At 43.3% G+C, this 20767-nt stretch carries 18 protein-coding genes; 10 read left to right on the top strand and 8 right to left on the bottom strand.

Going from position 1 to position 20767, the window contains the following annotated elements; translation table 11 throughout:
• Window positions 1–47: 47 nt before the first annotated feature.
• The 3 genes from FAI40_07400 to FAI40_07390 all read right to left on the bottom strand — a co-directional run bounded on the left by FAI40_07400 (window position 48) and on the right by FAI40_07390 (window position 2524).
• Window positions 48–587, bottom strand: a complete 540-nt coding sequence (locus tag FAI40_07400; GenBank protein QCE35783.1) for an adenine phosphoribosyltransferase — start codon at window positions 585–587, stop codon at window positions 48–50.
• Between the two features lie 101 nt (window positions 588–688).
• Window positions 689–1963, bottom strand: a complete 1275-nt coding sequence (locus FAI40_07395; protein QCE35170.1) for a multidrug effflux MFS transporter — start codon at window positions 1961–1963, stop codon at window positions 689–691.
• A gap of 42 nt (window positions 1964–2005) precedes the next feature.
• Window positions 2006–2524, bottom strand: a complete 519-nt coding sequence (locus tag FAI40_07390; GenBank protein ID QCE35782.1) for an NUDIX hydrolase — start codon at window positions 2522–2524, stop codon at window positions 2006–2008.
• Between the two features lie 210 nt (window positions 2525–2734).
• On the opposite strand from FAI40_07390, the gene FAI40_07385 reads away from it, so the two are divergent.
• Complete coding sequence (locus tag FAI40_07385) at window positions 2735–4027, top strand: MFS transporter (protein ID QCE35169.1); 1293 nt, start codon at window positions 2735–2737, stop codon at window positions 4025–4027.
• Between the two features lie 77 nt (window positions 4028–4104).
• Window positions 4105–4662, top strand: coding sequence for a TIGR00730 family Rossman fold protein (locus FAI40_07380; GenBank protein ID QCE35168.1), 558 nt, complete (start codon window positions 4105–4107; stop codon window positions 4660–4662).
• Here the strand turns inward: FAI40_07380 and murA are convergent.
• The 5 genes from murA to FAI40_07355 all read right to left on the bottom strand — a co-directional run bounded on the left by murA (window position 4656) and on the right by FAI40_07355 (window position 10602).
• On the bottom strand, window positions 4656–5915 hold the full coding sequence (gene murA, locus FAI40_07375) for a UDP-N-acetylglucosamine 1-carboxyvinyltransferase (protein QCE35167.1): 1260 nt from the start codon (window positions 5913–5915) through the stop codon (window positions 4656–4658). The two genes, FAI40_07380 and murA, sit on opposite strands and share 7 nt — an antisense overlap.
• A gap of 56 nt (window positions 5916–5971) precedes the next feature.
• Entirely contained in the window at window positions 5972–6538 is a 567-nt protein-coding gene (locus FAI40_07370) for a dCTP deaminase (protein ID QCE35166.1), read from the bottom strand.
• A gap of 243 nt (window positions 6539–6781) precedes the next feature.
• Window positions 6782–8005: a glycosyltransferase family 4 protein gene (locus tag FAI40_07365; protein QCE35165.1), complete on the bottom strand. Its 1224-nt coding sequence runs from the start codon at window positions 8003–8005 to the stop codon at window positions 6782–6784.
• Window positions 7998–9002: a hypothetical protein gene (locus tag FAI40_07360; GenBank protein QCE35781.1), complete on the bottom strand. Its 1005-nt coding sequence runs from the start codon at window positions 9000–9002 to the stop codon at window positions 7998–8000. Before FAI40_07360 ends, FAI40_07365 begins: the two co-directional genes overlap by 8 nt.
• Before the next feature lie 403 nt (window positions 9003–9405).
• Window positions 9406–10602 carry a hypothetical protein gene (locus FAI40_07355; GenBank protein ID QCE35164.1) on the bottom strand — a complete coding sequence of 399 codons (1197 nt, stop codon included), beginning with the start codon at window positions 10600–10602 and terminating at the stop codon, window positions 9406–9408.
• Window positions 10603–10841: 239 nt separating this feature from the next.
• Here FAI40_07355 and dnaK point away from each other — a divergent pair, with 239 nt between their 5' ends.
• The 8 genes from dnaK to FAI40_07315 all read left to right on the top strand — a co-directional run bounded on the left by dnaK (window position 10842) and on the right by FAI40_07315 (window position 20479).
• On the top strand, window positions 10842–12731 hold the full coding sequence (gene dnaK / locus FAI40_07350; GenBank protein QCE35163.1) for a molecular chaperone DnaK: 1890 nt from the start codon (window positions 10842–10844) through the stop codon (window positions 12729–12731).
• Window positions 12732–12917: 186 nt separating this feature from the next.
• The gene (gene dnaJ / locus FAI40_07345) at window positions 12918–14039 is read left to right on the top strand and encodes a molecular chaperone DnaJ (protein ID QCE35162.1); all 1122 of its coding nucleotides are present in this window, start codon (window positions 12918–12920) and stop codon (window positions 14037–14039) included.
• On the top strand, window positions 14036–14821 hold the full coding sequence (gene dapB, locus FAI40_07340) for a 4-hydroxy-tetrahydrodipicolinate reductase (protein QCE35161.1): 786 nt from the start codon (window positions 14036–14038) through the stop codon (window positions 14819–14821). The genes dnaJ and dapB overlap by 4 nt, the downstream gene beginning before the upstream one ends.
• Window positions 14822–14983: 162 nt before the next feature.
• On the top strand, window positions 14984–16162 hold the full coding sequence (locus FAI40_07335; GenBank protein ID QCE35160.1) for a methionine adenosyltransferase: 1179 nt from the start codon (window positions 14984–14986) through the stop codon (window positions 16160–16162).
• 23 nt (window positions 16163–16185) lie between these two features.
• Complete coding sequence (gene trmB, locus FAI40_07330; GenBank protein QCE35159.1) at window positions 16186–16938, top strand: tRNA (guanosine(46)-N7)-methyltransferase TrmB; 753 nt, start codon at window positions 16186–16188, stop codon at window positions 16936–16938.
• A gap of 78 nt (window positions 16939–17016) precedes the next feature.
• Window positions 17017–18639: an electron transfer flavoprotein-ubiquinone oxidoreductase gene (locus tag FAI40_07325; protein QCE35780.1), complete on the top strand. Its 1623-nt coding sequence runs from the start codon at window positions 17017–17019 to the stop codon at window positions 18637–18639.
• Between the two features lie 137 nt (window positions 18640–18776).
• Complete coding sequence (locus FAI40_07320) at window positions 18777–19550, top strand: electron transfer flavoprotein subunit beta/FixA family protein (protein QCE35158.1); 774 nt, start codon at window positions 18777–18779, stop codon at window positions 19548–19550.
• Window positions 19547–20479, top strand: coding sequence for an electron transfer flavoprotein subunit alpha/FixB family protein (locus FAI40_07315; protein QCE35157.1), 933 nt, complete (start codon window positions 19547–19549; stop codon window positions 20477–20479). Before FAI40_07320 ends, FAI40_07315 begins: the two co-directional genes overlap by 4 nt.
• Window positions 20480–20767: the final 288 nt, after the last annotated feature.

Genomic DNA, 20767 nt, shown 5'->3' with positions numbered 1-20767 from the left:
AATGAATTTAGACTGATATTCTTTTTACTGCAAAACAGCTTTTGTTACTAATATGTCACAAGTGTTGCAACAGGTGCAGAAAGCTTTTCTCGAGCCTTTAAAAATTCAAGCTCAACAATAACCGCAATCCCAGCAACAACACCGCCAGCCTTCTCAATTAAACGGCAAGCAGCCGCCACTGTTCCTCCTGTTGCTAAGAGATCATCCATAATCACAACACGCTGACCTGGTCTAATGACATCTTTTTGAAGATGAAGCTCATCCTGACCATATTCGAGACCATAGCTTTCTGAAATGGTTTCTGTCGGTAATTTTCCAGGCTTGCGCACCATAGCAAAACCAAGCCCTAATCTCTGCGCCACGGACGCTGCACAGATAAAACCTCGGCTTTCGACACCAAGGAGGAGATCTGGATTAAATTCTGCCGTTATCTTTGTAAGACGTGCTGTTGTGAGCTGCCATGCATCTGCATTCGCAATCAAAGTTGAAATATCATAGAAATTAATTCCTTTTTTTGGAAAATCAGGAACTTCACGAATATATTGGCGCAGATCTACTGAATTTGGGAATGAAAAAGAAGTAGAAATAGGATTGCCTTCCAAGAGAATATAAAATTAGAAATAAGCCCAGCAGGTGCTTTAGATAACAAAAGCGTTCTACTTTGTAACCGCCCTCCAAAGAGAAAATTCTAAAGTGCGTCTTCCATATCATTCGGCAAATTCGGCGCTTTCACAGAAAGAAGGAGCTGTAGAAAAATGACAAAAAGTAAAATAAAAGCTAAAGGCACAGCCGTTCCTTGTGGCGCAAATCCCATCACGAGGCTTGCTAAAAAACCCGTTAAATAAAAACCACTCCCGGCAAGCCCTGCAGCTGTTCCCGCATTTTTTCCCTGATAATACAAAGCGCAAGCACAGGCATTTGGACTTAACATCACAAAAGAGCAAAGAAGCAAAATTAAACTCACTGCGACAGGATAAAACCAAATGAAACGCTCTGGGATTGTGGCATGCAAAAGTGCGTTTGAGGATAAAAAGGCGCTTCCTAGAAAAATGAACGCCAAAAAAACGCCAATCAGAGCAGAGATACGCAGAATTTTTTCAGTTACGAATTTTTTTAGCAAAAAAGCATTTAGCTGTGGTGTCACAATCATCATAAAAGCCATTGCACCAAATAAAATGCCATATTGCGTTGGCGTTAAACCAAAGCTTCTCTCAAAAATAGCCGGCGCTGCAGAAAGGTAAGAAAAAACAAACACCCCCTGTAACATCCAAATACCACCATAGAAACGAAAAGATTTATCTGACAAAACCTGCTGATAAATATTTAAGAATGAATGAAAAGTACTTTGGGATTTTAAAATTTCAGCAGATGGGCTTTCCTCAATCTTTTTAGGAATTAAAAATACAAGGCTGGCAGAACAAAAGCCATAAACGGCCATCCCCAAAAAAAGAACACGCCAGCTCATATATTCTAAAATCATTCCACCCATTGCGGGTGCTAAAAGAGGAACAATTCCTTGAACAAGCGCAAGACGGGAAAGTAAATGCGCTCCCTCATTCCCCTTGGCAATATCACGAATACAAGCTTGCGGTGCGACAAGGCTGAAAGCGCCAAAAAAAGCAGCCAGTAAACGGTAAGCACATAAAGCATTCATGCTTGGAGAAAGCGCACAGCCAATCGAGGCCACAGCATAGACTAAGGTGCCAATCAGCAAAGGCATCCGCCGTCCGAAACGATCCATTAAAGACCCTGCTAAAAGCTGCCCGACTGCCACCCCTAAAACCCATGCGCTTAGCGTCCATGCGCCGCTGCCTGAAATCGCATGAAGGTCATTCTCCATGCCTGGCAATGCCGGCAGGTAAATATCTGTTGAGACAGGGGCTATAGCGACAAAGCTTCCCATCAATAAAATGAAAAAGAATTTCTCTAATTTCGTTTGTTTATTCTGAATCTCTTTTTGCATCTTAAAACCAACTAAATTGAAAGAACCTAAGCCTCTATTCTCTTAAAGCTTCAAAAGGCCACGTGCGCAGGCACTCATAAGGGCAGACAAAGTTACCATACATTCGATCTCCCCATTCGCAACCATCTCTTTGAGCTTAGAGCCTGCAATACGAACCGTTTTCATATCATTTTCACTTGCTTCACGATGAGTCTGGCCTTGAGAAAGATCTTTTGCCACAAAAACGCTTCCTCTTTGGTCAGAATATCCAGCCCCTTGAAAAAATGAACCTGCAAAAAGAAATTCTTTAGCGCTAAGACCTGTTTCCTCTTCCAGTTCGCCTGCCGCCAAATCAAAGATACTGGCATTGGGCCGATCTTCCCACATTCCCATAGGAAGCTCTAAAAGACGTTTTGCGATTGGATAACGGTATTGAGAGACAAAAGTAATACTCCCATCCGCATGTAATGGGATAATAACGGCAAACTGATTCCGCTCAATAATGCCAAAAAAACCTTTGCGACCTGAAGGGTCTATAAAACGGTTTTCCCGTACCTGTAACCAAGGATTCTCATACGCAATTTTTGTAGAAGTTAAAGCATATCCGTCTGCCTCTCTTTTGGCAGATAATTCGGCCCTAGAAAGAGCTTTTTTATAATTTAGCATCTCTATTTCCCCTTTCTATTTTTCTTTTACATTATTCTGTTTTGCTTTTGATCTATTTGGTGTAGTTTTTCCGAGGCTTTTTAGAAAGTAGTAATTTTTCTCACACATAGAAAAAATGAGCTTCTTATGACAACTTCCCCCCCTGTACCTCATCGGTCTCCGACACTCACGGTGATGCCAATAGTGTTGTTTAACTTTATTGTGTATTTCGTTGTTGGTTTACCAAATGCTGTTATCAGCGCCATTTTCGTACATCAGGCTCTTGGATTTTCCACTGCTGTTGCTGGTTTCGTTATCACGACACAATATCTCGGAACTTTTATCGCCCGCCTTTTCGCCGGATCTCTTGTTGATAAATACGGCTCAAAAAAAATCTTAAGTATCGGACTTATCGCCTGCACGATTTCTGGTATCTTCATGGCGTTAGCTTCTATTTGGGCTTACAGCATCGGTTCAGATGCTTGCTTGCATAACGACTCACTGCGCTATGCGATTTTAGGTGTCGCCCTTATCAGCCGTCTTTTCATGGGATGGGGAGAAAGCTGGACAGCAACCCCCGTCACAGCCTGGAACATCAGAAGGGTTGGACATGACCACATCTCCGTTGCTATTTCTTGGAACGGTGTCACAACCTACTCTGGTATTGCAATCGGTGTTGGCGTTGGTCAATGGATGGCTTCTCTACCGCCTCAAGCTGCGATTGCACCAGCAATTGGTCTTCTTCCAGTTGGGCTAGTTTCAATGGCTCTAGCCTTAATAGCTCTTTTGATCCTTTCTTCTTATAAAGCGCTTCCACCGCTTCACAATGCAGATAAAGGAAAACCTGGCAGCAGCATGTCTCTTTTCACAGCCATTGGTAAAGTTTTACCTTACGGCTTAGGACTTGCAGCAGGTTCTTTCGGTTTTGGAAGTATCAACGCCTTTTTAGCACTTTACTATCAAGCCAACACTTGGAATCATCTCAATATTGCTTGGTACATTTTTGCCTTCTGCTTTATTGCAACACGGCTTTGCGGAACTGGCCCAATTGATAAAGGCTATGGTGTCCGCATTGCAATGGGTGCCCTCGCTGTTGAAGCACTCGCCTTCATCATTATGGCACTCTTCCATCAGCAAGCAGCAGCCATCGTTGGCGTTGCTCTTACAGCAACAGGATTCTCCTTAATTTTCCCTGCGCTTGGAACAGAAGCCACAAAAATGGGAGGACCAGAATCAACTGGTATTCTTAATGCAGCCTTCTCTCTTTTCACAGATTCAACAATTTTCATCGTTGGCCCACTTATGGGTGTCGTGAAAGACTTATTCGGCTGGTACATCATGTTCTGCTCCGTTGGAACGCTTTGTATCGTTGGGATTATTGCAACTCTTGGGTTGCTTGCAATTCGAAAAAAAGAAGGCATTGTTCCTGTTAGAAAATAATTACCTTTAATCTTAACTTGAAAAGTCCTCTCATTGCGTTAGCTTTAAGAGGACTTTTTTTATAGGTATTTTATCAAATGACATTTAAAACTTGCGCCGTCTTCTGCGGCTCCCGCTTTGGAAACTCGCCTTCTTTTGCACAAGAAGCTGAACACATAGGAAAAATTCTCGCACAAAATCACATTACACTGATTTATGGCGGTGGAAACACAGGCCTTATGGGCGCTGTCGCCACAGCCTGCCTTCAAGCTGGAGGGAATGTAAAAGGCGTTATCCCATATTTTTTAAAAGAGGTGGAAACTGCTCATCCTGACGTAGCAGATCTCGAAACAACGAACAGCATGTCCAGCCGAAAAGTCAAAATGATCGAACTTTCAGAAGCGTTTATCATTTTACCGGGAGGTTTGGGGACATTCGACGAGTTTTTTGAAGTCGTAACAGAACGTCAATTAAATCTTTCTCAAAAACCCATTTTTCTTTTGAATATTGAGAATTGGGCAAATCCCCTCTTAAAAACCCTCGAAGCCTGTGTCAAACAAGGCTTTGCAGAAGAAAATATTCTTAATTTCGTAAAAATCTTTCCCTCTGCAAAAGGCTTCGAGGCATTTTTTAAGACCTTAAACAAAAATTACTGATCTTTTACCCTAGAAATTTTAGCACCACAGGCTGAGAGCTTTTCCTCAACACCTTCATATCCACGATCCAAATGATAGACACGCCTCAATTCTGTAACGCCTTCTGCTCTTAAGCCTGCTAAAATTAACGAAAAAGAAGCTCTTAAATCTGTTGCCATGACTCGGGCCCCCTGCAAGGTTTTAACCCCCTTAATCAATGCTACCCGACCGTTAAGTGTAATATCTGCTCCCATGCGGATAAGCTCTTGAACATGCATAAACCGATTTTCAAAAATCGTTTCTGTAATAGAGGAAGTCCCCTCTGCCACAGCGAGCAAAGCCGTTAACTGCGCCTGCATATCTGTTGGAAAACCAGGATAAGGTTCTGTCCGAATATCTTGAGGCTTAATTACCTTGCTTCCGCGGACACGAATTCCTTTTTCATCCAAAGAAACAGTTGCACCACTTGTTTCCAAGGCATCAAGAATTTTCTCCATATTGGAAGCCAAAGCCCCCTCAAGAAGAATATCTCCTCCTGTAATCGCACTGGCGACAGCGTATGTTCCCGCTTCAATGCGATCTGAAACAACCGCATAAGTCGTGCCATGCAGGGTCTTTACGCCCTCAATTTTGATAATGGAAGTACCTGCACCAGAAATCCTACCGCCAAGCGTATTTATAAAACCAGCCAAATCCGCAATCTCAGGCTCGCAAGCCGCATTATGAATTTCTGTTTCCCCTTCAGCCAGCGCGGCAGCCATCATCATATTTTCAGTTGCCCCAACGCTTGGGAAATCCAAACGGTGGACAGCCCCCTTCAAACCTTTAGGGGCTTTGGCATGAATATCACCACTCTCTAAGGAAATTTCTGCGCCAAGAGCTTCTAAAGCTTTTAGATGAAGATCTACGGGACGTGTTCCAATCGCACATCCTCCTGGTAAAGACACACTGGCTTCACCATACCGGGCAAGCAGTGGCCCAAGCACCAGCACAGAGGCACGCATTTTTGTTACAATATCATAAGGGGCATTGATTTTATCCGCCCGTCCTGAAATTTCGAGAACATGCCCCTCTCGTTTGACCCGCAGTCCCAAATGTTCCAAAAGACGTGCCATCAGCAAAACATCCGCAATCGCAGGGACATTTTTCAAAATGATTGTCTCATCCTTCACCAAAAGGGAAGCCGCCATCAATTTTAACGCAGAATTTTTTGCGCCGCTAATCGGAATAATACCTTCTAAACGCTGTCCGCCTTCAATAATAAATTTATCCATTTACTTCCCCCTTTCTAAAGCCAAATCACGCTATGATTTTAGTATGATTCCCTAAATCAGAGCCTTGGTAAAGTAACTCCTGACTGATTCATGTATTTTCCAAGGCGATCTGCGTAATTTGTTTCACAAGCGCCGTCCCCTTTAAAGAAAAGAAACTGGCAAATACCTTCGTTTGCATAAATCCGTGCAGGTAAAGGCGTTGTATTGCTAATTTCAATTGTAACTTGCCCTGCCCAGCCTGGTTCTAATGGGGTAACATTCACAATAATACCGCATCTCGCATAGGTTGATTTTCCAAGACAAATCACCAGCACATCTTTAGGAATCTTAAAAAACTCGACCGTGTGCGCCAGTGCAAAGCTATTCGGGGGAACCATAATATCCCCAGAACGTGTGACAAAACCCGTTGGATTAAAACTTTTAGGATCAACAATAGCACTATCAACATCCGTAAAAATACGAAATTCAGAGCCAACACGCGCATCGTAGCCATAAGAAGAAAGACCGTAAGAAATCAGTTTCTTTCCATCATTTCCCTCACGAACCTGTTTATCAGAGAAAGGGCTAATCATCTCTTCTTCGAGAGCCATCTTTCTAATCCAACGATCTGGCATCAATCCCATAAATCTTCACCTTGTTTCTAAATTCAAAAATTAATTTTAAGGCTTATTGTCATCCTAAGGCCGAACACACAACGCTTCTTCTCTTTTATTCCAAATTCTCTTTTTTGTCTTCTTCAGCCTCTTCCTCAGAACGTTCTCTTTGCTGTTGTTTTCTCCGCAGAAGATTATTTCTCAACGCCTCTCCTAAGGAATCCTGACGTTTCTTTGAGGGGACTTGTTTTGAAGTTTTTGTCTTTTTATCCGTCATCTTTTCTTATTTTCCTTAATATTTTGTGCATGTTGATGCGCTAACTCAAAATTATCTCGTAAATTAGTCCCAAGCAATCTGTCATAAATTTCTAAATTCCCTTTCAACATATGGAAAAGGGAAAAATTTTTCTTGGCATAAGCTCTACTTGCTTTTGCCCTTTCCTGCCGCAAAGAAAGAGGCATCTCGATCTCTTTTTTCATCGCTTCCACCAGGGGCGCAATCTCTCCCATTGGCACTAAAGTCGCGGTTGGAGAGTGCGCTAAACTTTCTAAGAATCCCCCGCAAGCAGAGGCAATCACAGGACAGCCGCTCATTTGAGCCTCAACGGCGGAACGCCCAAAAGGCTCCGCAATCATATTTGGAAGAACAACAAAATCAGCCAACGCATACGCAACAGGCATTTCTGAACAAAAACCGTCTATAAGAACCTGCTTCTCCAAACCCAGCAATTTAATGGTTTCTAAAAGCTCCTTTTCATACGTCTTGCTCGTTGTCTCCCCAGCAAAAACACATTTCCAATCTGAATGAAAACGGTTCAAAACTACCAAGGCTTCTAAGAGCAAATGTTGCCCTTTCCAACGGGTAAGCCGTGCAGGCACAAGAATGAATGTATGATTGGCTTTGAGCCTCCATTTGCTTACCAAAGCCTCTTTCTGGGCTAGAGAAACATGTTCCGCATCAAAATAGTGCTCATCCGCTCCTCTTGGAATAACAAAAACCCGACCCTTCTTATATTTATATTCTTTGAGAATACGTTCTTGAATAACCTGACTTACCGCAATAACGCACTTTCCTTTGAGTAAAACCTTATTATAGAAATAACGGGGAGAGAAATATTTAGCCTGATGCCGTCCGTGCCAAGTCGTTATCCATAATCTCTGGTGTTTTTTACAAGCCCAAAAGGCAAGCCAAGCAGGGTGTCGGGAACGGACATGAAGTAAATCCACCTCATGCTCTTTTAAAATTTTTTGAAGCTTCCAAAACTGTTTTAAAATATTCCATGGCCAAAAGGTTTTTTGCCCATCAAAAGGGATATGAAGAATCCCCTTTGCTTCATCCTCTTTGGAAAGCCTTCCTTGACTGATAATCATTGAGTGCGCGCCTGCAGTTGCAAGCGCCCTTGCAATCTCCAAAGCCCCCCGTGCAACCCCTCCACCCTCTTCTAAAGAAGGTAAAATCTGCGCAATAACAGGCTTTTTAGAAACAGAATCAACCAACTGGAATTGTCACCACCGCACCACCTTTTTGACTGGTGGTCGCCAAGTTACTCAAAACTTGAATCATCGTGAAAGCCTCTTTTGACTGATAATCTGTATCATCAATCCAATAGCTCACGCCACGATAAGTAACCGATACATAAGGAGACCAAGGCATATTTTTTCCCGAATGAATAATCACCTGCGGACGGTTTTCGATCCCCACTTGCCCAATCGTTGGAACGGTTCGCCCACTATCCACATCTTTCTTGGGCACATCCACCTCATAAGAAAGCTGCGTCAGCATTGCCAGCATAGATCGGGTCAAAATAGCCATCTGCCCTGGGGATTTTGGGTATGGGCCATAAATCACTTCCGTCTCTCTAGCGTCTGGATCGAGATGAAGAAGACGGCGCACTTCGCTTTCCGTTGCCTGCAAATCGGAATCTGGCGTTGCACCAAAGACAAGATAAACACGCTCTCCACTTCCACTGCTTGCATCTCCGCTACTGCTGCTTTTCCCACTTCCGCCTTTTGACGCATCCCCACCAGAAGCAGCAGAGGTTCGTACGACACGGATTGTTAAAGCGCCTGCCTCCTGCAACTGCCTTAAATCATGTAGAAGAAGATAAAAGCGCACCGACCCCCCACCCGCAGGGCCTGCACCCAGGCCACTCACATTCGAAAGTCCATCTATAGACTGCGCTGTCAGTCGCAAGAGCATGTCGATAGGCATCCCGCCTAATGAAAGCGGCATAATCACAGCAGGCGCAATAGGACGGATAATGTTTTCAGCATATTGCTGTCCATTTAGTGGCTGATAGGTAATTGTTGGATTTTCTGTTAAAATTCCCCCAATAGTCCCTGAAATTTGAGGACCTGGAATAGCACCTGCCGCCGCCGTTCCACCCATCGTAAAAGTGCCATTACGTTGCATCGAGTAACCCGAAATAACCTGCGTCGTATCCAAAAATGTTGGCGGATCCGCATAGCGTAATTTTACAATATTTAAGAGCATCTGCTCTTTTTGAACGATACCTATAGATCGGGTATAGGCCAGCTCATCATGCTTTAAACGATAAGGACCTATCCCAAGACAACCCGACAGATTAGAAAAAACAAAAGTGCATACGGATAAAGCTAAGATTTTGCGCACGTAATGCGGCATCAATGCAAAACCAATCTGCTGAGATGCCTTCATCCCTAGCTCCCTAACCTCCTGCTATGACTTCTTGCCTTCTGAAGAATGAATCCTCTTTTTCTAAAACAGAAATGCCTCTTTTTAAAAGTCTTTATCGTCCCTCTTTGTTTTAATTTTAGAGGAATTTCCTATTTCCGTATGTTACAAGGTAAGAAATATACACCTCATTGCTTCTATGCCACAGAAGCGCTCTTATGTCTTTCTTTAGTTTGAATAAATCTTAATCCCCAGCAGGTGCTTTAACACTAATTTTTCCTGTTTTTTTAGAAATTGTTGTTGTCGGAATCCTAGATTCAGCTGATTTTTTATCCTGATTTTTCGAATCAGCCCCTTCGACTGTTGCCAAATTACAAAGCACTTTGAGCAGATTAAAAGCTTGTTTACTTTCAAAATCCTTATCATCAATCCAGTAAACACTCCCTCTGAACGGCAAAGCGACATAGGCATCATAAGGTGCTGTTGTACTACAATGCACAATGATTAAAGGACGGCGGGTAACAGAACGTTCATCCACAGTTCTTGGAACTAAACCCTGCTCAATGTCCTTTTTAGGGACTTCAATCCCAGCCGCCACCTGCCCCAACATCGACAAGGCAGAATTTGTCAAAACTGCAACTTGCCCCTCTGTTTCAGGATGCGCCGCCTGAATAATTTCCACCTTTTTCACATCAGGAGAGAGATGCAATAAACGCTTTACTTCCCTCTGCACCTGCTCAATATCACCTTCTGAAGTTGCATTAAAAAGAAGAAACACTTTTGCTTCTTCTTTTCCATTCTCTTCAAGAGTTACGCTAATAGCCCCAACTTCCTGCAGTTTCCGCAAGTCCTCTAACAAAAGATAAAAACGTACACTTCCAGCAAATTTTCCAGCCCGAACATTTGAAATATCCCCTACCCAACGCATACTCAGCCTCAACAGAATATCTATTGGAATTCCACCTAGAAATAAGGGCATCACCGTTGAAACGGGCATAGGATGCACAAGATTGGAAATATATTTTTGTCCTAAAATCGGCTGATAGCTTAGGGTTGATTTATCTGTAAATTCATACCCTAATTTCCCTGTAATCGCAGGGCCGTTATCAGAATATTCAGGGCCTGCGCCCTTTCTAAATCCTTTATTTTCGAGTTTAATATGAGCTGCTGTTCCAGCCAAGCTCAGTTGCGCCGTTTGCTGGGCACTGTGGCCTGAAATAATTTGCGTCACATTCACAAAAGTTGGCAAATTTCCATAGCGGCGTTCCAGCATCGCATGTAAAAGTTGCATTTTCTGCGTTTCCGTAATTGCATTTGAATAGCCCGTCACATCAGGATGCATCATACGATGCCCCAGCCCCATACAACTTGCCAAAGGCAATGTAACAGAAAAGAGCGCCAAATATCTTGAAAAGACACGTTGCCTCAAAAAATTCCCCATTCCATTCCTTTTTCCTGCTAAAGAAACGCATCTCAACAAGATTAATATTCTTTTTCTTGGAATTATCTTATGCCATCTCTTGCACTTTTGCACAGACTTACCAGATGTGTAGCAGAGACCTGTTTTAGATGCCAAAATATCACGACAGCATCAAACATGGCATCACATAATAACAGATCAAGAAATTCTTAATATTTTCCCGATTTTGGGTTTTGTTAAACGCTATTTTGGAGCAACAGATGAGCAAAATTATTGGTATTGACCTTGGTACTACCAACTCCTGCGTGGCCGTTCAGGAAGGTAAAAATACTAAAGTTATCCCTAACGCAGAAGGCGCAGCAACAACTCCATCTGTTGTCGCTTTCGTAAAAGACGGTGAAATTATCACAGGTCAGCCTGCAAAACGTCAGGCTGTGACAAATGCAGAAAACACATTCTTTTTTATTAAGCGTCTTGTCGGCCGCCGCTATGACGATCCAAAAGTCCAAGAAGATAAAGCCCTCATGCCTTATAAAATCGTCGAAGGGCCAAACGGTGACGCTTGGGTTGAGACAAAAGACGGCAAAAAATCTCCAGCGCAAATTTCTGCACATATTCTTACAAAAATGAAAGAGGCTGCAGAAGCTTACCTTGGCAGCAAGGTCAAAGAAGCCGTCATTACGTGCCCTGCCTATTTTGACGACGCTCAGCGTCAGGCAACACGCGATGCGGGAACAATTGCTGGCCTTGATGTCAAACGTATTATCAATGAGCCAACAGCGGCTGCGCTTGCTTATGGTCTTGAAAAGAAAAATCCTGGCCATGTCGCTGTTTACGATCTCGGTGGTGGTACCTTTGATATCTCCATCCTTGAAATCGCTGATGGCACTGTTGAGGTGCTTTCCACGAACGGGGATACTTTCCTCGGTGGTGCCGACTTTGATAAAGCAATCGTCCAGTGGATTATTGATGAATTCAAAAAAGAAAATGGGATTGATCTTTCAAAAGACAAAATGGCGACGCCACGTCTTTTTGAGGCTGCTGAAAAAGCCAAAATTGAGCTTTCTTCAACCATGCAGACTGAGATTAACCTGCCCTTTATCACAATGGATGCCTCTGGTCCGAAACATCTCGTTTTGACACTTTCCCGTGCAACACTTGACAGCCTGACAGCAGACCTTATCAAGCGCAGCTTAACGCCTTGTGAAAAAGCATTAAAAGATGCAAAATTGTCCACAAGCGATATCCGTGAAGTCATTCTGGTCGGCGGTCAAACCCGTATGCCAAAAGTGATTGAAACGGTTGAAAAATACTTTGGCAAAGCGCCTGCAAGAAACGTCAATCCTGACGAAGTCGTTGCCATTGGTGCGGCTATTCAGGGTGGTGTGTTGATGGGAGATGTGAAGGATGTCCTTCTTCTCGACGTCACTCCTCTCTCCTTGGGAATTGAAACTCTCGGTGGCGTGATGACACGTTTGATTGATCGTAACACGACAATCCCAACGAAGAAGAGCCAGACCTTCTCGACAGCTGAAGATAACCAGCCTGCCGTGACGATTAAGGTTTTCCAAGGTGAACGTGAGCTCGCTCAGGATAATAAACTTCTAGGACAGTTTGATCTTAAAGATATTCCTGCTGCGCCCCGTGGCGTTCCTCAGATTGAAGTGACATTTGATATTGATGCCAACGGTATCGTCCATGTCACGGCAAAGGATAAAAACACAGGCAAAGAGCAGAGAATTGAAATTCAGCCTCAAGGCGGATTAAGCGAAGCTGATATCGAAAGAATGGTTCATGAAGCAGAGGAACATGCCGCTTCTGATAAAGAGCGCCGTTCCCTCATTGAAGCTCGCAATGAGCTTGAAGCCCTGATCCACCAAACAGAGAAAGCCATTTCTGAAGCAGGGGAAAAACTTCCTGCCCCAGCAAAAGAAAGTGCTGAAAAAGCAATTTCCGCTGCGAAAGAGAAATTAACCTCTGAAAAAGCGGACGAAATTCGTGCCGCAATTGAAGAGTTGCGCAAAGCAGCGATGTCCGTTGCTCAAGCAGCTGGACCTGCTGCTCCAGAAGGAGCTCAGCCAGAAGCAAATGGCAAAAAAGAAGAAGACATTGTCGATGCTGAATTCGAAGATGTTGATGGCAAGAAATAAGAGATAAGCTTCTTATTTTGACCTGAAGAATGCTCCCTTTCGTTTTTGAAAGGGAGTTTTCTTTTGTTTATACCTTGTTCATCCGCTATTTAATTCCAAAATAAGAAACACGATTTAATCTTTCAGGACAACCAAGACTGCAATTAATCTTGGTCGCCTCTAACAAAAATCACTATGGGAGAAGATATGTCGCAAAAACGCGATTATTACGAAGTCTTAGGCATTACACGGGAAGTAACTATCACCGAAATCAAACGCGCTTACCGCCTCAAGGCCCGTCAATATCATCCCGACCTCAACCCTGGAGACACACAGGCAGAAATTCACTTTAAAGAAGTTACAGAGGCCTATGAAATCCTCTCAGATCCTGCAAAACGAGAACGTTATGATCGTTTCGGTCACGAAGGGGTTAACCAGCAAGGGGGTGGATTTGGACAAGGATTTGGCGACCTAGGTGATATTTTTGAACAGATGTTCGGTGGTGGCCAGCAACGTGGTGGACGCAGAGCCCAAAAAGTGGGTGAAAAAATTGAAGCTTCTATCCACATCTCTCTTTCGGAGGCCTTTACTGGAACTGAAAAGAAAATCTCCATCCAGCGTAAACGCCATTGTGACTCTTGTGACGGAACAGGATCAAAAGATGGCGCCTCTGGAATCAAAAACTGCTCGTCCTGTGCTGGACACGGTTCTGTACGCATGCAGAATGGTTTTTTTGTTGTCGAACGCCCCTGCACTACATGCCGTGGCGACGGACAGGAAGTCACCAATCCTTGCAACCAGTGCAATGGCTCTGGCTTGAAAGAAAAAACAGAAGAAGTTGATATTCCTATTCCAGCAGGTATCGATTCCGGAACGAGCATCCGCTTCTCTGGTCTTGGCCATTCTGCTAAAGGAACGACAGCGCAAGATGGCGACTTATACGTTCTCATTGAAATTGAAAGCGACCCTCGCTTTCAGCGTGAAGATGCGAATCTCATTATGGAACTCCCTCTCAGGATGGGACAAGCTGCCCTAGGAGATACTTTTGAAATTGATCTCATTGAAGGGGGAAAAGAAAAAGTTGAAATCATGCCAGGGACGCAATCTGGAGAAATCATTCGCATTCGAGGGAAGGGATTCTCCATTCTTAACAGCAAAAGGCGTGGCGATCTTTATCTAAGAACGAATGTCGAAATTCCAAAAAAGCTAACCAAAAAGCAAGTAGAACTCCTCGAGGCGTTGGAAAAAGAAATGGGATATGAACCGAAACATCCCCGTCCAACCCCAAGTCTCTTTGAAAAAACTCGGAAATTTTTTGAAGGGTCATGATTTTAAGGAATCCAGTTATGAATAATAAGCCATTAAACCTTGGAATCGCAGGCATTCGTGGACGTCTCGGCAGTCTCTGCAAAACGCTTGCAATCGCCTCGCCTGATTTCAGCCTTAAAGGTGGGACTTCTCGTGAGAATGATCCCGGGAAAGGCCTGTTTTCTGATCCCTTAATTCTGGCTCAACAATGTGATGTCATCATTGATGTCAGCCACGCAAGCCTTACACAAGCACACGCAGAAGCTTTTACAAAGGCAAATGTCGCATGGGTTAATGGTGTTACAGGGCTTAATTCAGAGCAACAAGCCCTTTTAGGACAAACGGCCCTAAAAATTCCTGTTCTTCAAGCCTCTAATTTCTCTCCTGCCCTTACCCTTTTCTTTAAAGCAGCAGAAATGCTGGCAAAAGAATTGCCTGATTACGATGCCGAAATTATCGAAACCCATCATAATCAAAAGGCAGATGCGCCTTCCGGTACAGCCTTATCTATCGGACGTGCGGTTGCAAAGGGCAGAAATATCGCATTTTCATCTCCTCAACAGCAATTACGCAATAAAGTTCGTACCAAAGGTGAAATTGGATTTTCCTCAATCCGTGGCGGACGGGTCGTTGGAGAGCATGAGCTTCGCTTTCTTGGGGAGATGGAAGAAATTACGCTTTCACACCGCTCCTTTGATCGCAAATTATTTGCTTCAGGCGCTCTGAAAGCAGCGTATTGGCTGGGGCAAAGACGGCCTTCTCCTAATCGAATTTATGACATGGAGGATCTTATCGAATCATAAAAAAGTTGACGGCAAAGGATGAGCGTCCTAAGCCTTAGAAACATTTATCATTTTAGTATCGGCCTTGGTCGCCTAAAAAAGCAATTTAGGCGCGTTCTCTTTCCCTTTAAGAACAGGGTTATGAGGAAGCTGCAACCCACTCATTCCCTGAGAGGTCCCTGAGTGCGCAATAACGGCAATTTTTATTTTACTTCCGAATCCGTTTCTGAAGGTCATCCCGACAAAGTAGCGGATCGTATCTCCGACACAGTTCTTGACGCTTATTTAGCGCAAGAACCTGAAGCTCGCGTCGCCTGTGAAACTTTAGTGACAACCAACCGTGTTGTCTTAGCTGGCGAAGTCCGCGGTCCAGAAAAAATCGCAAAAGAGTTACCTGATCTCATCCGTAACGCCATTAAAGATATTGGCTATGATCAGGAAGGTTTTTCTTGGAAAAACGTTGATATCGCATCGCATTTACATGCACAGTCTGCGCATATTGCGCAAGGCGTTGACGCAACAAGCGACAAAGAAGAAGGCGCTGGTGATCAGGGAATCATGTTTGGCTATGCCAGCAATGAAACCCCTTCCTTAATGCCTGCTCCGCTTTACTATGCACATAATCTTCTTCATGAAATGCGTCGTTTACGCCGTGAGAATCCCAATAGCATTCTAGAACCAGATGCCAAAAGCCAAGTGACGCTTCGTTATGAGAATGGCAAGCCTATTGGCGTTGATTCAATCGTTGTTTCCACACAACATACCAAAGAAGCAAAACAATCTGACATCCGTGAGCTTGTTTCAAAAACAATCCAAAAAGTTTTGCCTTCTGAATGGACTCTTTCTTCAGACAAGCTTTTTGTAAATCCAACAGGTATTTTCGAGATTGGTGGCCCTGATGGTGATGCAGGTGTAACGGGACGGAAAATCATCGTTGATACCTACGGTGGCGCCGCACCACATGGTGGCGGAGCATTCTCTGGTAAAGATCCAACCAAGGTAGATCGTTCTGCAGCATACGCAGCCCGCTATCTTGCGAAGAATGTTGTCTCTGCAGGTCTCGCAGATCGCTGCACCATTCAGCTCAGCTATGCCATTGGTGTTGCTCGCCCGCTTTCGATTTATGTTGATCTCGATGGTACAGGAAAAGATGTGGATGAGGACAAACTTGCAAACGTTCTCAATCAAGTCATGAATCTTTCCCCAAAAGGGATTAGAGAGCATCTTCGCCTGAACCGTCCAATTTATGTACCGACCTCTGCTTATGGGCATTTTGGACGTGAACCCGACCTCAATCTTGATACCTTTACATGGGAGCGCACCGATTTAGTTCCAGCCTTAAAAGCTGCACTAAACCGCTAATCGCTTAACATTATATTCCCGTCATGAACGATAATGCAAACGTCTCCTCCTCCGCTTCCAGCGGAGGAGATCTTTCAGAACTTAAAGCACAGCCAACACGCCTTTATGGACGGCGTTTAGGCAAACCGTTACGCCAACGACAAGCAGAGCTTTTAGAAAAAGAACTTCCACGCTTTAGTCTTATACATCCTGAAAATCCAACCATAGATTTTCCAAAATCCACTTCCGAAATGCCTTTATGGCTTGAAATTGGTTTTGGCAGCGGAGAACATATTTCAAAAGAAATGGAGCGTGGCGAAAAACGCTATATTGCTTCTGAATTTTTTGAAAATGGCATTTGTTCTCTTCTTGGACGGCTCATTGAAACCGAAAAAGAAACCGGAAATTTTCCAAATGTTCGTCTTTGGGCAAAAGATGCGAGAGTATTACTTGATGCACTGCCAACAGCCTCTTTAGACGGCGTTTGTCTCTTTTTTCCAGACCCTTGGCCTAAAAAACGCCATTCTAAACGTCGTTTTGTCCACCCTGATAACCTCAAAAGACTCGCTAGAGTACTTAAGCCTGCTGGAAAATGGCGTGTTGCAACGGATCATCCAGTCTATCAGGAATGGATCAAAGAAGTCATGACTCATCAAAATCTCTTCCAGATTTTTGAACCAGCAACCACACGTCCGGAAGGCTGGTCTCCGACACGCTATGAGGCCAAAGCCTTTAGAGAAGGTAGAGAATGTCTTTACTGGGAATTTAAAAATAAAGGTCTCTCTGAGATCAAATAAATTTAACCCCTAAATGAGGTAAGAATAATGACAGAAAGATTTGGAGAAGCACCTGCTGAAGAAATTGAACGGGAGGAAATGACTTTTGATGTCCTTATTGCTGGCGCTGGCCCTGCCGGTCTCTCCGCAGCCATTGCCTTAAAAAAAGCGGATTCCTCTCTTTCTGTCTGTCTTATTGAAAAAAGCGCTGAAATTGGAGGACATATTGTTTCTGGCGCTTTAATTGATCCCAAAGCGATTAAGGAACTTTTACCTGAATATTCTTTCGAAGATCTTGGTCTAACGACACCTGTTTCTGAGGAAAAACTATTTTTCTTAACAGAAAAACAAAAGATCGCAATTCCCTTTGTCCCTTTCTTACTTCCGAGCAAAAATAACCATGGCAACTATGCCCTTTCATTAAGCGAATTCTGTAAAAAACTTGCTGAAATTGCTGAAGAGCTTGGTGTCGAAATCTATCCTGGTTTTGCAGGCGCAAAATTAGCTTTTGAGAATCAAAAACTCGTCGGAATCATTACTGGTGATATGGGACGGGATCGCCACGATGCACCCAAGTCCGATTTTATGCCTGGAATGCTCTTGCGCGCCAAACAAACAATTCTGGCTGAAGGTGCTCGTGGCTCCTTAACAACACATGCAAAACGGCACTTTAACCTTTGCCGTGACAGTGATCCGGAAACTTATGGCTTAGGCATAAAAGAAGTCTGGGAAATTCCAGCTGAAAATCATCGACCAGGCTTCATTCAACATAGTTTTGGATGGCCTTTAGATGGAAAAACCTATGGTGGAGGCTTCCTCTACCATTTTGGCAAAAATCTCGTCTCTTATGGTTTTGTCATTGCACTTGATTACAAAAATCCGTGGCTTTCTCCCTTTGAAGAAATGCAGCGTCTCAAAACGCATCCCGCATTTTCTGAACATTTCAAAGGAGGACGCAGAATTGCTTACGGCGCCAGAGCTTTAACAGAAGGTGGATGGCAATCTCTTCCCAAACTCTCCTTTCCAGGCGGAATTCTTGTTGGTGATTGCGCTGGTTTTCTTAACGTGCCACGCCTAAAAGGCATCCATACAGCCATGAAATCCGGTATGCTTGGTGCAGAAGCAATTCTTGAAGCTCTCAAAAACAATGCAGACCAAGCAACGACATTTGAAGAAAAATTTAAAAACTCTTGGCTTGCAAAAGAATTATACCAAGCACGCAATATCCGGCCAGCTTTCGCCAAATTAGGCACTTTTTTAGCCTCCCCTTATGTTTTCCTTGATGAAACGCTTTTTCGAGGGCAGTTACCATGGACGTTGCACCATCGTGAAGAGGATAGTGATTCTTTTCACAATGCAGATGAAATGCCCGAAATTATCTATCCACGGCCTGACAACAAACTCACTTTTGATCGCCCCTCTTCTGTTTATTTGGCAAATATCTCCCATGATGACAATCAGCCCAATCATCTTCTGATAGGATCTACACAAACATGGGAAGAAAGAAACTGGGATCAGTTTAAAGGGCCTGAAACACGCTTCTGTCCAGCTGGCGTTTATGGAGCAGAGCCTAATCCAGATAAACCTGGCTACCATATTCTTCAAATCTCACCGCAAAACTGCCTACACTGCAAAACCTGTGTGATTAAGGATGTCCGGCAAGAGTTGGAATGGATTCCGCCAGAAGGTGGCTCTGGCCCAAATTATGGAAATGGCATGTAAACTGACAATTCTTTGCTCTTTACAACGTATTTTTAACATTTCAATGTGGAGGGATTTTATTCCCCCTACAAAATGCGCTTTTAAAAAGCTATAATTCCGCAATCTTTTTATTTTTTACATCTATTATGGATTAGTTCATGAAAATCCTTGTCCCTTTTAAAAGGGTGGTTGATCCCAATATTAAACCTCTCATTTCAGCCGATCACAGCAGAATGGAAACGGATAATTTAAAGCATTCTCCCAATCCTTTTGACGAAATTGCACTTGAAGAAGCTCTTCGCCTTAAAGAAAAACAAAAAGCCTCTGAAATCATTGTTGTCTCCATTGGCCCTCAAAAAGCGCAAGACGTTTTAAGAACAGGTCTCGCAATGGGCGCAGACCGTGCCATTCACTTTAAGACAGAACAAGATGGGCTTAAAAATTTAGAACCTTTGGCGATTGCAAAAATTTTGCAGAAAATTGCGCAAAGAGAGGACATTTCCCTTATCTTAATGGGGAAACAGGCCATTGATGATGATTTTAACGCCACAGGGCAGATTCTCGCGACAAAATTGAACTGGCCACAAGCCTGCTTTGCCAGCGAAATCACCATCGATGGAGACAAGGCGGAAATTTCAAAAGAAGGCGATAATGGAATCGAAAAAGTGTCTCTGACACTCCCTGCTGTCATCACAGCAGATTTGCGTCTTAACGAACCACGCTACGCCTCTTTGCCAAATATTATGAAAGCGCGAAAGAAACCTATCGAAGCTATTACAGCAGAAGAATTAGAACTCTCACAAGAAGACCTCAGCCCCAGACTCGAAATTATCGGAATAGAAGACCTGCCAAAACGTCCCGATGTCGTCATGCTTAAAAATGTAAAAGAATTAGCTGAAAAAATTCGTGAAATGGAGCTTAAATTCCAATGAGATCTCTTGTTTTAATCCAAACCGAAAACCAGAAAATTCTTTCCTCTTCCCTCTCTGCCCTTGCCGCAGCTAAAAAACTTGGCGGTATTATTGATGCTTTTTTTCTCGGGGAGGATAGTAAAACACTTATTTCTGACCTTAAAGGCATTTCAAAAGCATATCTTGCCCCGAATCATCTCTTAGAGGGCCAAATTGCAGAGATTCTAAAGAATCTGTCTTCGGACTATACGCATTTTTTTGCCGCAGGCACTTCTGAAGGTAAGAATATCCTCCCACGACTAGCTGGTCTCTTAGACATTCAACCAATTACTGAAATTACAGATATTCTTTCAGAAAATACTTTCGTTCGCCCTGTCTATGCTGGAACAGCATTGGCAAAAGTGCAAACTAAAGATGAAAAGAAAATTCTCCTCATCCGTTCAGCCTCTTTTGAACCTGACAATAGTCATAAAAATGCAGAAACACCAGAATGCGTCATGATCTCTGAGGAAAACCTTTCACCCTACCCTGTCACTTTCATTGCAAATGAAAATACGCCTTCAGATAAAGTTGACCTTGAAACGGCAAAAATCATTGTTTCAGGCGGAAAAGGCTTCAAAAGCGCAGAATCGTTTGCAACCCTCCTAGAGCCTCTCGCAAAAATCCTAGAGGCAGGTATCGGCGCCTCAAGAGCAGCCGTTGATTCGGACTTTGCACCAAATGAATCACAGGTGGGCCAAACAGGGAAAATTGTTGCCCCTGACATTTATATTGCTATTGGCCTTTCTGGCGCCCCCCAACACTTAGCTGGAATTAAGGACAGTAAAGTCATTTTTGCAATAAATCTTGATCCACAAGCCTCTATTTTCAACAATGCAGATTATGGCCTTGAAGCCGATCTCTTTGAAGTCTTACCTGAACTCACTGCTGAGTTGGAAAAACTGTCCTAAAACTTTCTTAAAAAACGATCCATCATGCCCCCTCCCTAGATCTTTTAATGAGGGGGATCTTTATAAATAGCGCTTAAAAATGTATCCTTTTTGGCACAAAATATGCTCAATATTACCGAAACATTCTGAAAAATTGACTTAGAACCTGTCTCGACTTAATTGATAAAAAGTAGGTTCAATAAGCTATATTTTGATCAAAATATCTTTTTCTCATTTTGAGCTGAAAGCCCCTGTATCTCGTTATGTTTGTTTTCAGGGTTAAACATCGTGTTTTTATAAGTTTTAGCT

Source organism: Acetobacteraceae bacterium (assembly GCA_004843345.1).
In the GTDB taxonomy this organism is placed as follows: Bacteria; Pseudomonadota; Alphaproteobacteria; order Acetobacterales; family Acetobacteraceae.
Note: the sequence above shows the minus strand (reverse complement) of the source record. Positions and strands in the feature narration are given on the sequence as shown.